Raw genomic sequence first — 13,523 nt, forward strand, 5'->3', positions numbered from 1 at the left:
CTGGAGCCGCGACAAACGGCATCATCCTGCCTGCAGCAACACCACCAGCGCCCCCGCGCCGCCCTCGGCGGGCCGGGCTTGCACGAAGGCCAACACGTCCTTTTTCTGCGCCAGCCAGCCTTGCACCCTGCTCTTGAGCACCGGCGTCTTGCCGGGTGAGCCCAGGCCCTTGCCGTGCACCACGCGCACGCAGCGCAGCCCTTGTTTGCGGGCCTCGCGGATGAAGGCGGCGAGTTGTTCGCGGGCTTCCTCGGTGCGCAGACCGTGCAGGTCAACCTGGGCCTGGATGGCCCAGTCGCCCTTGCGCAGCTTGCGCGTCACGTCGGGACCGATGCCGCTGGCGCGGTAGCTCAGGTGCTCGTCCGTGTCGAGCAGGGTGGAGACGTCGAATTCGTCGCTGATCGATTCCCCCAGCACGGCGGCTTCGTCCCGTTGACGCTGGAAGGGGATGGGCGCGGGTTTGTCGGTCTGTAGTTCGGCGCGTCGGGTGCCGCCGTGCTTGGCGGCCAGCTTGGGCGGCAGCGCCTGCACCGCCCCGGCGGCGCGGCGGAACAAGTCACCGTCGCTTTGGCTCTGACGGGCGCGCTTTTTCTCCTCGGCCAGCCGCTCGGCCTCCTGCTTGGCCTGGGCGTCGAGCGCTTTTTTGACCTGCTTGAGGTCGCTCAAGCTGTGCAGCTTGGTGTTGAACTTCGCCTTCATGGCCCCGGTTGTACACCAGCGTCCGAGGCGTTTCGCGCACGCTCCACATCAGGCTTCACAGCAGCCCGCGCTCCGCCATGGACAGCGCCTGCCCGGGCGCGACGATCACATGGTCCAGCACGCGCACATCCACCAGGGCCAGGGCGCTTTGCAGACTGCGCGTCAACAGCTCGTCCGCGCGCGAGGGCGAGACGCTGCCGCTGGGATGGTTGTGCGCCAGCACCACGGCCGCCGCATGGTGGTGCAGGGCGCGCAACACCACCTCGCGAGGGTAGACGCTGGTTTGCGCCAGCGTGCCGCGAAACAGCTCTTCCAGCGCGAGCAGCCGGTGCTGGCTGTCCAGCATCAGCACGGCGAAGCATTCGTGGGGCTTGGCTGCGAGGTGCAGCTGCAGGTAATGCTTGACGGCCTCGGGCGTGTCCAGCGTGGAGCGGGCACGCAGTTGCTGGGCCAGCGCGCGGCGGGCCAGTTCCAGCACTGCCTGCAGTTCGGCGCGCTTGGCTGGCCCCAGGCCCTTGACCCGCTGCAAGGCCTCGCCGCCGCTTTGCAGCAGACCGGCGATGCCGTCAAAGCCGTCCAGCAAGTCTTGCGCGAGTTGCAGCACCCCCTTGCCCGCGATACCCGTGCGCAGCAGCAAGGCCAGCAGTTCGGCGTCGGAGAGCGCGCCTGGCCCGCGGGCCAGGAGTTTTTCGCGCGGGCGGGATTCAGTCGGCAAGTCTTTCACCATGGGGTGGGTATTCCTGGGCGGGTGGTTGGGGCTGCGCCCGCTTTCTACAATGGCGGATTCGCTCCGGCCAGGGTCTTGGCTTTTTGCGCCTGCACCGTTTCAGTTTTCCACTTTTCAACCGGCAAGTTTTTCATGAACGCCACGCCCGCGCGGGTTGTCCCCGGCTCTTTCCTGACGCTGCATTACCGCCTGGCTGGCCCGGCCGGTGACATCGTCAACACCTTTGGCGGCAAGCCCGCCACCTTGACCATCGGTTCGGGTGAACTCGCGCCCGCCATCGAGGATGCGCTGCTGGGCTTGGAGGAGGGCGTGCACACCACGCTGGACCTGCCGCCCGGTGTGTACGGCGAGAAGAACCCCGAGATGCAGCAATGGCTGTCGCGCAAGGAGTTGCGTGAGCTGGGCGACCCGAACGAGGAGTACCGGGTGGGCGACGTGGTGCAGTTCCCCACGCCAGACCGGCAGGGCCAGTTCGGCGGCGTGGTGGTGCAGACCGGCGATCAGGCGGTGCTGTTCGACTTCAACCACCCGCTGGCGGGCCAGCCGGTGACGTTCGAAGTGCAGCTGATCGGTGTGTTGTGATGGGTGCGGTGAACGTGGGGGTCATCATGGACGTGAATGCCGAAATCTTGCTCGCTGAACCGCGCGGGTTTTGCGCGGGCGTGGACCGGGCCATTGAAATCGTCGAGCGGGCACTTGCCAAGTTCGGTGCGCCAATTTATGTGCGGCACGAGATCGTGCACAACACCTATGTGGTGAATGACCTCAAGGCCAAGGGTGCGATCTTCATCGAGGAGCTGGACGACGTGCCGCCGGGCGCGACGCTGGTGTTTTCCGCCCATGGCGTGAGCCGCGCGGTGCAACGCGAGGCCGAGCGCCGGGGCTTCCAGATCTTCGACGCGACTTGTCCGCTGGTGACCAAGGTCCACGTCGAGGTGGCCAAGCTCCACAAGGAAGGCTACGAATTCATCATGATCGGCCACAAGGGGCACCCCGAGGTCGAGGGCACGATGGGGCAGCTCGACAGCGGCATCCACCTGGTGGAGGACGAGGCCGACGTGGCGCGCGTGCGGCTCGCGCAGAGCGAGAAGCTTGCGGTGGTGACGCAAACCACGCTGTCGGTGGACGATGCGGCGGGCATCCTGGCGGCGGTGAAGGCGCGGTTCCCGCAGGTGCGCGAGCCCAAGCAGCAGGACATTTGCTACGCCACGCAGAACCGGCAGGACGCGGTGAAGGTGCTGAGCGGGCAGGTGGATGTGCTGGTGGTGGTGGGCAGCCCGACCAGTTCCAACAGCAACCGCTTGCGCGAGGTGGCGCACAAGCGCGGCGTGGCGGCTTACATGGTGGACAACGCGGACGAACTGCAGGCGGACTGGTTCGAGGGCAAGGCGCGGGTGGGCCTGACGGCGGGCGCTTCGGCGCCGGAAATCTTGGTGCAGCAGGTGATCGAGCGCATCAAGGCACTGGGCGCGGTGGCGGTGCGCAAGATGGATGGGGTGGAGGAGACGGTGAAGTTTCCTTTGCCCAAGGGTTTGAAGGTCTGAAACCTGTTCTTGTAGGTGGCGGCGCGCCTTGGGCCTGGGGGCCGGGGCGCTCATGCGGGGGTGGTCGGCTTTGCCGACTGCGCATCGGCCAGGCCTTGAAGTCCTGTCCGGCATAACTCGCTGCGCGCCTTTGGCGCTCCGCTCAAACAGGATGCCGGAAATCAGCGTACGAAGCGACGCTCACTTCGTGTAGCGCCGCCACGGTCTTCAAGGCCTGGCCGATGCCACCCCCGAAATCGCGCCCCGACCCCCAGGCCCAAGGCGCTGGGTCACTCGTGTTGGCCGGTCGCCCTTCGAGCGCCGACCTTGCTGATCGACCAGGCGTGCGGGCAGGGGGCGAACCCGCCGATTTCGATTTTGCGTTCAGCAAAATCACATGAGGCGTGGTCGCCCCCTGCCCGTGCGCCTGCGGTCGCCACAAACGGATGCCAGCAGACAAAGCAGACAGATAACGCAGCCCTACAATCCACCCCCATCATGCTAGACCTCAACCTGCTCCGCAAAGACCTGGACGGCGTGCTGGCCCGTCTGGAAACCCGCAAGAAGCCGCAGCCCTACCTCGACGCCGCGCAATTCCGCGCCCTCGAAGCCGAACGCAAGACCTTGCAGACCCGCACCGAGGAACTGCAGGGCAAGCGCAACAGCCTGAGCAAGCAGATCGGCGCGCTGATGGGCCAGGGCAAGAAGGACGAAGCCGAAGCCGCCAAGGCCGAGGTCAACGCGCTCAAGGGTGAGTTGGACACGTCCGCCGCGCGGCTGGAGCAGATCCAGGAACAGATGCAGAACCTGCTGCTCGCCGTGCCCAACCTGCCGCACGAAAGCGTGCCCGTAGGCTCCGACGAGCACGGCAACGTGGTCGTGCGCAAATGGGGTGAGCCCAAGCAGTACGGCTTCACCGTCAAGGACCACGTGGACCTGGGCGAACCCCTGGGCCTGGACTTCGACACCGGTGCCAAGCTGACCGGCGCGCGTTTCACGGTCATGAAGGGCCAGATCGCCCGCCTGCACCGCGCGCTCGCCCAATTCATGCTCGACGTGCAAACACAGCAGCACGGCTACACCGAGTGCTACACGCCCTACATCGTCAACGCTGACACCTTGCGCGGTACCGGCCAGTTGCCCAAGTTCGAGGAAGACCTGTTCGCCGCCAAGAAGGGCGGGCAGGAAGGCGAGGCCGAGAACGTCTCGCTCTACCTCATCCCCACCAGCGAAGTCACGCTGACCAACTTCGTGCGCGACGAAATCGTGGCCGAGGCTGACTTGCCGATCAAGCTCACGGCCCACACCCCCTGCTTCCGTTCCGAAGCGGGCAGCTATGGTCGTGACACCCGCGGCATGATCCGTCAGCACCAGTTCGACAAGGTCGAGATGGTGCAGATCGTCCACCCCGACAAGAGCTACGAAGCGCTGGAAGAAATGACGCGCCACGCCGAGGCCATCCTCCAGAAGCTGGGCTTGCCTTACCGCGTGATGAGCCTGTGCACTGGCGACATGGGTTTTGGCGCCGCCAAGACCTATGACCTGGAAGTCTGGCTGCCCGCGCAAAACACCTACCGCGAAATCAGCTCGGTCTCCAACTGCGAGGCCTTCCAGGCCCGCCGCCTGCAGGCCCGTTTCAAGAACGCCCAGGGCAAGAACGAGTTGCTGCACACCCTCAACGGCTCCGGCCTCGCGGTGGGCCGCGCGCTGGTCGCGGTATTAGAAAATTACCAACGCGCGGACGGCTCGGTCGAGGTCCCTGAGGCGCTTCGTCCGTACCTGGGTGGTGTGTCGGTGCTGGCGCCGACATGAGCTGATCGTTTCAGTGCAGGCTCACTTCGCGCAGCGAAGTGAAGCGCAGCGGGCCGGCAGCGGACCTGCACTTGGGCGCTCCGGTATAAAGCGGACCAACCGGTCCCCGACCGAAGGAGCGCCACCATGAACTCACGACTGCGCCGCAGCCTTTGCATCGCTGCGCCGGCCCTGTTGCTGGCCCGTGCTGCCACGGCGGCCGACACCTTGGGCCTGGGCCAGCAAGCGCCGGATTTTTCCTTGCCTGACCAGGATGGCAAAACCCGCCGCCTGGCCGAGTGGCGCGGCAAATGGCTGGTGCTGTACTTCTACCCCAAGAACGACACCCCGGGCTGCACCACCGAGGCTTGCAACTTCCGCGACGATTGGCTGCAATTGCAGGAACTGGGCGCGCAGGTCGTGGGGGTGAGCGTGGACACCAGCGCCTCGCACGCGGCGTTCGCTCAGAAGTACAAGCTGCCGTTCCCCTTGCTCGCCGATGCGCGCGGCGAGGTGGCGGCCCGCTATGGCGCGCTGTCCGACTGGATGGTCGTCAAGATGGCCAAGCGCCAAACCTTCATCGTTGATCCGCAGGGGCGCATCGCCCGCATCTACCGCTCGGTCGACGCGGACCAGCATTCGGCGGAGGTGGTGACCGATCTGCGGCGTCTGCGGTCGCAGCCGCAGCCCAGCGCGACGCCGGCCTGAACGGATCGAAAGGCTGACTGTGCGCCTGCTCATCCTCGAAGACGATCCTCAACTGGGCGAAGCCCTCAGCGGCGGCCTGCGCCAGCAGGGCCATGTGGTGGACTGGTTCACCTCCGGTCCGCCCGCCGACGCGGCCTTGCGCGGCACGGCCTATGACGCCCTGGTGCTGGACTTGGGCCTGCCCGGCACCGATGGCCTGGTTTGGCTGCGCCGCTGGCGCCAGGGCGGGCTGGCCCTGCCAGTGTTGGTGCTGACCGCGCGCGACACGCTGGAGCAGCGCATCGAAGGCCTGGACCTGGGCGCGGACGATTACCTCATCAAACCCATCGCGCTCGATGAGCTGGCCGCGCGCCTGCGCGCCATGTTGCGCCGCGCCACCGGGCGCGCGACCCAGGCGGAGTGGGTGCATGGCGATTTGCGTTACGATCCGGCCAGCAAGCAAGTGCACTGGCAAGACAAGCCGGTGGAACTGACCGGACGGGAGATATCCCTGCTCGAAGTGCTGCTCAAGAATCCCCAGCGCGTGCTGTCCAAGACCCAGTTGCTGGAGCAACTCTACGACTGGGGTGGCGGCGAGCCCGAGAGCAACGCGCTGGAGGTGCACATCCACCATCTGCGCCGCAAGATCGCTCCCGGCGTGGTGCGCACCGTTCGTGGCTTGGGGTATGCCTTGGGCGCCGCGGAGGACCGTGCATGAGTCTGCGCCGGCGCCTGCTGCTGTACTTGCTGATTTGCGCCCCCGTGGCGTGGCTGCTGGCCTTGGCCGCTTCGTTCCTTCAAGCCCACGCCGAAGTCAACGAACTCTATGACACCGAGCTGATCCGATTCACGCGTCAAGTTCAGCTCACCCTCATCGGTCTCAACGCCAGTGGGGGAGCGGGGACCATGCCAGACTCGCCCGTGCGCGGACAGGCGGATCTGGATTCCCTGGCCATCGTGGTCTGGGACCGCGACGGTCAAGTCCTGCTCGCCGACCGCGAAGGCGCGCAATTGCCCTTGCGGCCCGACGGCGCGGGGTTCATCGATCTGGAGCTGAACCAGGAAGCGTGGCGCGCGTATTACCTGCAGTCGGCCGATGGTCGCTGGCTGGTCGCGGCTGGTCAGAGCCTGCACGAGCGTGACGAGCTGGTCTATGGCCTCATCGGCAGTCAGTTGCTGCCTTGGCTGGTGATGTTGCCCATTCTGTTGGTGGCCATGGGCTGGGCCGTGCGCCAGGCGCTCGCGCCCATGCGCGCCCTGAGCGACGAATTGGCGCGGCGCGGCGCCGACGAGCTGCAGCCCTTGCCCGCAGGCGATGCGCCTGCGGAGCTGCGCCCCCTGCTGGAGGCCATGAATGGCCTGTTCGAACGCATCACCGCGACCTTGGCGCGTGAGCGTCGCTTCACGGCCGATGCCGCGCACGAACTGCGCACGCCCTTGGCCGTGCTCAGCGCCCAATGGGATCGCTTGCGCGGCGCCCGCGAAGACGCCGAGCGCGACCAGTCCTTGCGCGCCCTGCGCGCCGGCATCGACCGCATGGCCCGTCTGGTGGACCAGCTGCTGCGCCTGTCGCGGCTGGAAGCCGCCCAGGGCCTGCCGCACTCGGGCGAGCTGGATTGGCCGGAGATCGCCCGCCAGGCGATGAGCGAGGTGCTGCCGCTGGCCGAGCGCCGTGACATCCAGTTGGATTGTCTGTGGCCCGAGCCTCCGCAAGAGCCGCCCAACTGGCAGGGCGATCCTCATCTGCTGGTCGTGCTGCTGCGCAATCTCTTGGACAACGCCACCCGGTATGCGCCGCAAGGCAGCACGGTCAGCCTGGGCTTCGAAGGGGACCGGCTGCGCGTGAGCAACGCAGGGCCGGCGCTGTCGGACGAGTTGCTGGCCCGCCTGGGCGAGCGTTTCCATCGCCCCGAGGGCCAGGCCGAGAGCGGCAGCGGCCTGGGGGTGTCCATCGCCCGGCGCATCGCCGAGCTGCATGGCTTGACCTTGAGCTATGGTGCCCGCGCCGATGGCACGGGCGTGGAGGTCGTGCTGGCCCGAGCTTGATGGAGTCGGATCGCGGCCTGATGGGGAGCTGAGTTGGCCTGGGATCAGTCGCCCCGGGCCTTGCTCAACAGGGCGCGGATTTCCTCGCGGCGGCCGGTGTCGGCAATCTGACGGCCTGGGCGCGTCGGAGCCTGCAAGGCCCGCTCCAGGTAGCCGATGCCTTCGGCCTTGCGCTTGTTCTCAATCAGGAATTCACCGTAGAAGAAGTTCGCGTCGATGGCCGTGGGGTTGATCTCCAGCGCCTTCTTCAGCAGGGTTTCGGCCTTGGCCTTGTCACCAAAGCCCAGCGGCCAGCCCGGCACCTTGTAGTACAGCACGCCCAGGCTGCCGTAGGCCGAGCCATCGAGCACTTGGCCATCGATGGCGATCGCTTGTTCGTACAGGGCCTTGGCCTGCTTGACCAGGCTGAGCGCGCCCAGACCGCCTTTTTCTCCGGCCAGGGAGCTCACGATGATGCCTTCCCAGATCAGCGGTTCGCTGCGCCCCGCGTAGGTCGTGCTGACCTGGTGGGCTTTCTGGGCCAGGGTCTCGAAATGCTTGGCGCGTTCTGAAGCGGGCGTCTGGTAGCGGATCACTTCCCAGTCACGTTGCAGGTCGGCGACGGCGTCATCCACCGGGGCGGCTTGCGCGTGGTTCAGGAACATCAGCGCGAAGGCCGCGAGCAGGGGGAAGAAGACCGCGGCGAGCGCGGGGCGGTTGAGGGAAAGGCGGGCGGCAGCGTAGCCCGTGTTCGGTGTGGTGTTCACGAAGTGGCTCCTTGGATGGCGTTTGTTTGCGTGAGGTGGCGGCGGTGTTTGTCGAAGCTGCCGTCCAGCAGGGGGCCGACGGCGCCGTTGAGGCGCGCGGCCAGCCGTTCGGGCCAGCCGATGTAGCGTTCGGCGGCCTCGTCACGGATTAGTCCGACCAAGGCCTGCGCCACGGTCTCGGGGCTGTCGCTGGCGGTGCCGGTGGCGCGGTTGTAGGCTTCGGCCTCGCCGCTGTTGAAGGCTGTGCGCGTGCTGCGTGGGGCCAGCAATTGGACCTGGACCGGGGTGTCCGACAGCTCGCGCCGCAGCGATTCCGCGAAGCGGTGCACGCCCGCCTTGCTCGCGCCATAGAGGCTGAAGCCCGGCAAGCCGATGGCCCCCAGGGCCGAACCGACGAAGACGATTTGCGCCTGGGGCTGGCGTTGCAGTTGCGGCAGCAGCGCTTGCGTCAGCAGCATGGGTGACAGCAGGTTGGTCTGCAGCACGTGCTGCATGCGCGCGGCGTCCAGTGTCTGCAGCGCGCCGAAACCGGACTCGCCCGCCGCGTGCACGACCACGTTGATGTCGAGCACGGCGCAGCTCTCGGCGACGTGTTCGATGTCCCGCGGATCGTTCAGATCGGCGCGTACCCAGTGCCGGCCCGGTACGCTGGCTTGTGGGGAGCGGCTGACGCCCAGCACTTTCGCGCCCGCCTGGCGCAGGGCGTGGTCCATGGCCGCGCCGATGCCACCACTGGCGCCGGTCAGCAGCACGCGTGCGTCCTGGAGCTTCATGCCAACACTCCTTGCGCTTCGTGCGTGGCCTTGCTGCTGGCAGTCGTCGCGGTGCTCGACTGGGGCAGGGGCAGGCCGCGGAAGACGTCGCCATAGAGCTTGAAGAACGCCCGCGCGGCATGCACGATGTCAGCTTGATCGGCCGGGTCGTCGATCTGGTCCATCAGCAGCGCGAAATGCGCCGTGTGCTCCTGGTCCAGCGTGCCGTGGGAGCGCAGGTAGCTGAAGGCGCTGTCGGGCAGGCCCAGCGGTTTCTGGATCGCATCGGCCGCCTGCAGCGCCAGGGCGACGCTGGTGCCTTCCAGCACGTGCACCATGCCGAAGAAGCCCAGGGGGTTGCGGCGCGCGATGGTGTCGTAGGCGTAGGCCACCATGACTTCCGTGGCGTGCGAGGGCTGGCCGTGGCGCACGGCTTCGGCGTCAGCGCCGCAGGCGCGGATGTCGTTGAGGATCCACTCGTCGTGGCCGATTTCTTCCTCGATGTACTCGTCCATCGCGTCGTTGAGCCAGGCGTGGTGCGCGGGCAGGGCCGCCTTGGCCGCGCGCAGCAGGGGCACGGTGTGCTTGACGTGGTGGTAGGCCTCGGTCAGGAAGGCGATGTAGCTGGGCAGGGACACTTCCCCGCGCAGGAGCACGCCTTGGATGATGGGGGCGGCCAGCAGACCCAGGCGGGCGTGGGCGGTGTCGTTCAGGAGACGGTTGTGAAAGCTCATGGGGGAGGTCCTCAGGAAGTCAGGGTTTCGGGATGGAGGGCGCGCATGTCGCCATGCGCGTGCAAGATGGCGGCGCGTTGCGGGCGCCCGTTGGCGGTGGCGTAACCGGTTTGCGCGCTGAAGGCGCCGCGGCCCCGCGTCCAGCGCGCCACCCGCGCGTAGTCGGGCAGGGCGGCGTTGGCCGCGTCGACCGCGGCTTGCAATGCCGCGTCGGGGAGGTTGTCCTGCAACGGCCAGAGCACCGCCCACAGGCTGGGTTCGCCATCCCCAAAGACCACGGCTTGGCGGACCACGGGCTGGCTGCCCAGCGCCGTCTCGACCCACTCGGGTGAAATATTGCGGCCGTAGGCGCTGATCAGCAGGTTCTTCTTGCGACCTTGGATGTGCACGTGGCCGTTCGCGTCGATGTGCCCGAGGTCGCCGCTGGGCCACCACTCGGGCGCCGGGGTCGCGTCACCCAGGTAACCCGCGAACAGGCTACCCGCGACCTCGATCTCGCCATCGGCGGCCACGCGCAGCCGCGCATGGGGCAGAGGACGGCCCACGCTGCCGGGCTGCTGAGCGCCCGGCAGGTTCAAGGTTTGCACCGACGCGCCTTCGGACAGGCCATAGCCTTCGTAGGCGGGGATGCCCAGGGCCTGGGCGGCCGCGATCAGCGGCGCGCCCACGGCGGCACCGCCCACGGCGACGAACTTCAGGCCAGCCGGTGCGCGCTGGCCAGTTTGGCGCAGCAGGCCGACCCAGGCGCGCAGCATCTGCGGCAGCAGGATCATGCTGTCGGGCGCGTGGCGCAGCACGGCCGCGTGGAAGGTCGCCACGTCGAACTGCGAGGAGCCCTGCCAGCCCAGCTCGGCCAACGGCGGCGTGATCAGCAGCGCACCCTGGCGGCGCGCCGCCATCTGACCGGCCACGTTTTCCAGCAGCACGGCGAAGGGCAGCACGCTCAGGTGGCGCGTGATGCCCAGCGGGCCCAGCGCCTGCACCACGCCATCGGCCACGCGCTCCATCGCGGCCAGGCGCAGGCACACGCCCTTGGGCGCGCCGGTGCTGCCCGAGGTGTAGGTGATCTTGGCCGTGCCTGCGGGCATGGACAGGCCGTGCGCGGGCAGGCGCGCCACGTTCAGCGATTGGCCGGCCACCTCGATGTCCTGCCAAGGCAGGATGGGCCACGCCGCGGCCGCGGCGGGCGCAGCCACCAGGGTGTCCACTCCGGCGGTGTGCAGCGCGTGCCGGATCTGGTCGGGCGTGAAGAAGGGCGGCAGCGGCACATGCACGATGCCCGCCCCGGCGGCAGCTTCATCCAGCACGGTGACTGCGGCGCCGTTGTCCAGCAGCGTGGCCAGCACCCGGGTGCCGGTGTAGCGCAGCGCCAGCTGTGTCGCGCGCACAGCCGTGCTCAGCTCGCCAGCGCTCCAGGCCCGCTGGCCGTCATGAAGAACGATGCCATTCATGACAGGCTCCAGCGGCGCGCGAGCGCGCGCAAGCCCAGGTCCAGGCGGCCCGCCACGACCACCGGGCGGTGGTCGTAGTAGCTGCCCCAGTCCGCGGCGTCGGCACCGAGCAGGGAGGGATCGGCCAGCCCCAGGGCCAGGGGGGTGATGCCCAGGCGCACGAAGAGGTGCTGCAGTTCCTGGGTCAAGGTGCTGACCACCCATTCCAGCTCCAGGCTGGCCAGGTGCGGTCCCATCAGGTGGATCAGGCGCTTGCCCGCGCCGGGCTGCACGGCCGAAAGATGCCCCACCTCGACGATGCGCGCGCGCGAGACGCCCGTGTAGGCATGCTGATCCAGCAGTGCTTCCACCGGCTCGGACAGGTAGCGTTCCAGGAACAAGGGGCCGCTGTCCGCGACGCGGTAACCGGCGGCGGCGCTGATCTCGCCCGCCTCGTCACGCAGACTGATCAAGGTGGGCGCGAAATGCTGGACGCGGGCGCCATAACGCTCCCGATAGACGTCGTGGATGAAGCGCTCGACCTGCGCGCGTTCCTCGTCGTCCACGGCATGGACGGTGAGGTGGCGCCGGCCCGGGGGCAGGGCGGCGACCGAGAGACCGGTGAACGGGGGGTGGGAGGCCTGGGCCAGCATGTGCAATCCTTTGCGCGAGGGGCGTGGTTGGGATGGCGTGATGTTGGCGGCCGTGCCTTAAGCGCGAATTAAGTGCCCGTGCGCGTCATCGATTCCGCCTTTGACGCTAGAATTCGCCCCAGCCGCATCCGCGGCGCACTTGATCGGGAGAGACTGTCGCCACACCGTGCGACGGCGCCGAAGGAGCAACCGCCCCGGAAACTCTCAGGCAAAAGGACCGGTCCGGTATTTTTCGCACTCTGAAGAGCCACCGCGTTTCGTCAACCCGGTGCACCGCAGGAGCAAGCGCCCCAGCGTCCTTGGACGGTCTGCGGCGTGAATCTCTCAGGTTCCAAACAGAGGGGGCGCGCATGGCGCATGCATTCCACGCATGGGCATGTGTCGGCGCCTTTCTCAACGACGTTTGGAGTGCTTTCCATGAAAACCATCGCCGTCATCGGCGCCGGCATCACCGGCGTCACCACCGCCTACGCCCTTTCGCTGCGTGGCTACACCGTCACCCTGTTCGAGCAGAACCGCTACGCGGCCATGGAGACGTCCTACGCCAACGGCGGCCAGCTCTCGGCGTCCAATGCCGAGGTCTGGAACCATCCCTCGACCATCCTCAAGGGCCTCAAGTGGATGCTCAAGGCCGACGCCCCCCTGCTGGTCAACCCCAAGCCGAGCTGGCACAAATTCAGCTGGTTCGCCGAATTCCTCTTCAACCTCGGCAAGTACCAGCAGAACACGATCGAGACGACGCGCCTGGCCATCGCCGCGCGCCAGCACATGTTCGCCTGGGCCGAGGCCGAGGGGCTGGACTTCGACCTGAAGAAGCAAGGCATCCTGCACATCTACCGCAGCAAGAAGGAATTCGACAACGCGGCCAAGGTGTCCAAGCTGCTGGCCGCCGGCGGCCTGGAGCGCCGCCCGGTGACCCCCGAGGAAATGCGCGCCATTGAACCCACGCTCGCGGGGGACTACCACGGTGGCTATTACACCGAGAGCGATTCGACTGGTGACATCCACAAGTTCACCAACGGCCTGGCCGCCGCCGCCGAGCGACGGGGCGTGAAGACCCTGTACGGTCAGGAAGTGCTGCGCCTGGACAGCGACGGCCAGCGCGCGCGCGTGACGGTGCGCGCGGGCGAGGGCCAGGAGACGCTGGCCTTTGACGGCCTGGTGGTGTGCGCGGGCGTCAAGAGCCGCGCCTTCGCCGCCCAGCTGGGCGACCGCGTGAACATCTACCCGGTCAAGGGCTACTCCATCACCGTGAACCTGCAGGACGCCGCGAGCCAGGCCGCCGCGCCCAACGTCAGCCTGCTGGACGACGCGGCCAAGCTGGTGACCAGCCGCCTGGGCGCCGACCGCCTGCGCGTGGCGGGCACGGCCGAGTACAACGGCTACAACAAGGACATCCGCGCCGACCGCATCCGCCCCTTGGTGGATTGGGTGAACCAATGCTTCCCCGGCGTGAGCACGCGCCAGGTCACGCCCTGGGCGGGGCTGCGTCCCATGATGCCGGACATGATGCCTCGCGTGGGCCGCGGCCGGCGCGCCAATGTCTTCTACAACACGGGCCACGGGCACCTGGGCTGGACGCTTTGCGCCGTGACGGCCGACATGGTGGCCGAGGTCGTGCAGCACAGCGGCGGCGCCTTGTCCAAGGGCGCGCCCACGCTGAAGACGGCGTGATCGCGTGACGGCATGAGGAGTTGACGGTCTGAGAGCCGTCCACAGACGGGCGCCCTGAGCC

The 13,523-nt window shown here is 67.8% G+C and carries 14 protein-coding genes and 1 riboswitch; of the genes, 7 read left to right on the forward strand and 7 right to left on the reverse strand.

Annotated elements, in window-relative coordinates; genetic code table 11:
• Nucleotides 1-21: 21 nt before the first annotated feature.
• Both HGR_RS10385 and radC read right to left on the reverse strand, forming a co-directional pair.
• Nucleotides 22-699: a Smr/MutS family protein gene (locus HGR_RS10385; protein ID WP_006298192.1), complete on the reverse strand. Its 678-nt coding sequence runs from the start codon at nucleotides 697-699 to the stop codon at nucleotides 22-24.
• Nucleotides 700-754: 55 nt separating this feature from the next.
• Nucleotides 755-1,426, reverse strand: a complete 672-nt coding sequence (gene radC, locus HGR_RS10390; RefSeq protein WP_006298193.1) for a RadC family protein — start codon at nucleotides 1,424-1,426, stop codon at nucleotides 755-757.
• Between the two features lie 132 nt (nucleotides 1,427-1,558).
• Between radC and HGR_RS10395 the strand changes: the two genes are divergently transcribed.
• The 6 genes from HGR_RS10395 (at nucleotide 1,559) to HGR_RS10420 (ending at nucleotide 7,473) form a co-directional block, all read left to right on the forward strand.
• Nucleotides 1,559-2,008 (forward strand): FKBP-type peptidyl-prolyl cis-trans isomerase, encoded by a 450-nt coding sequence (locus HGR_RS10395; RefSeq protein WP_006298194.1) that lies wholly within the window; start codon nucleotides 1,559-1,561, stop codon nucleotides 2,006-2,008.
• Complete coding sequence (gene ispH, locus HGR_RS10400; protein ID WP_006298195.1) at nucleotides 2,008-2,970, forward strand: 4-hydroxy-3-methylbut-2-enyl diphosphate reductase; 963 nt, start codon at nucleotides 2,008-2,010, stop codon at nucleotides 2,968-2,970. Before HGR_RS10395 ends, ispH begins: the two co-directional genes overlap by 1 nt.
• Before the next feature lie 477 nt (nucleotides 2,971-3,447).
• Complete coding sequence (serS, locus tag HGR_RS10405; RefSeq protein ID WP_006298196.1) at nucleotides 3,448-4,761, forward strand: serine--tRNA ligase; 1,314 nt, start codon at nucleotides 3,448-3,450, stop codon at nucleotides 4,759-4,761.
• 126 nt (nucleotides 4,762-4,887) lie between these two features.
• Nucleotides 4,888-5,448 (forward strand): peroxiredoxin, encoded by a 561-nt coding sequence (locus HGR_RS10410; protein WP_006298197.1) that lies wholly within the window; start codon nucleotides 4,888-4,890, stop codon nucleotides 5,446-5,448.
• 19 nt (nucleotides 5,449-5,467) lie between these two features.
• Nucleotides 5,468-6,145 carry a response regulator gene (locus tag HGR_RS10415; RefSeq protein WP_006298198.1) on the forward strand — a complete coding sequence of 226 codons (678 nt, stop codon included), beginning with the start codon at nucleotides 5,468-5,470 and terminating at the stop codon, nucleotides 6,143-6,145.
• Nucleotides 6,142-7,473 carry an ATP-binding protein gene (locus tag HGR_RS10420; protein WP_006298199.1) on the forward strand — a complete coding sequence of 444 codons (1,332 nt, stop codon included), beginning with the start codon at nucleotides 6,142-6,144 and terminating at the stop codon, nucleotides 7,471-7,473. The genes HGR_RS10415 and HGR_RS10420 overlap by 4 nt, the downstream gene beginning before the upstream one ends.
• Nucleotides 7,474-7,517: 44 nt before the next feature.
• Here HGR_RS10420 and HGR_RS10425 read toward each other — a convergent pair whose 3' ends face one another.
• From HGR_RS10425 to HGR_RS10445, 5 genes are read right to left on the reverse strand one after another with little or no spacing between them, the layout of a single operon-like run.
• Entirely contained in the window at nucleotides 7,518-8,219 is a 702-nt protein-coding gene (locus HGR_RS10425; RefSeq protein WP_006298200.1) for a tetratricopeptide repeat protein, read from the reverse strand.
• Nucleotides 8,216-8,992 carry an SDR family oxidoreductase gene (locus tag HGR_RS10430; RefSeq protein ID WP_006298201.1) on the reverse strand — a complete coding sequence of 259 codons (777 nt, stop codon included), beginning with the start codon at nucleotides 8,990-8,992 and terminating at the stop codon, nucleotides 8,216-8,218. The genes HGR_RS10425 and HGR_RS10430 overlap by 4 nt, the downstream gene beginning before the upstream one ends.
• Nucleotides 8,989-9,705: a TenA family transcriptional regulator gene (locus tag HGR_RS10435; protein WP_006298202.1), complete on the reverse strand. Its 717-nt coding sequence runs from the start codon at nucleotides 9,703-9,705 to the stop codon at nucleotides 8,989-8,991. The genes HGR_RS10430 and HGR_RS10435 overlap by 4 nt, the downstream gene beginning before the upstream one ends.
• 11 nt (nucleotides 9,706-9,716) lie before the next feature.
• On the reverse strand, nucleotides 9,717-11,156 hold the full coding sequence (locus HGR_RS10440; protein WP_006298204.1) for an AMP-binding protein: 1,440 nt from the start codon (nucleotides 11,154-11,156) through the stop codon (nucleotides 9,717-9,719).
• On the reverse strand, nucleotides 11,153-11,788 hold the full coding sequence (locus HGR_RS10445) for a thermostable hemolysin (RefSeq protein WP_006298206.1): 636 nt from the start codon (nucleotides 11,786-11,788) through the stop codon (nucleotides 11,153-11,155). Before HGR_RS10445 ends, HGR_RS10440 begins: the two co-directional genes overlap by 4 nt.
• A 134-nt stretch (nucleotides 11,789-11,922) precedes the next feature.
• Nucleotides 11,923-12,018, forward strand: a riboswitch (glycine riboswitch).
• A gap of 187 nt (nucleotides 12,019-12,205) precedes the next feature.
• Here HGR_RS10445 and HGR_RS10450 point away from each other — a divergent pair.
• Nucleotides 12,206-13,462: a D-amino acid dehydrogenase gene (locus tag HGR_RS10450; protein ID WP_006298208.1), complete on the forward strand. Its 1,257-nt coding sequence runs from the start codon at nucleotides 12,206-12,208 to the stop codon at nucleotides 13,460-13,462.
• The last annotated feature ends 61 nt before the right edge of the window (nucleotides 13,463-13,523 follow it).

The organism is Hylemonella gracilis ATCC 19624 (assembly GCF_000211835.1).
Classification (GTDB): Bacteria; Pseudomonadota; Gammaproteobacteria; order Burkholderiales; family Burkholderiaceae_C; genus Hylemonella; species Hylemonella gracilis.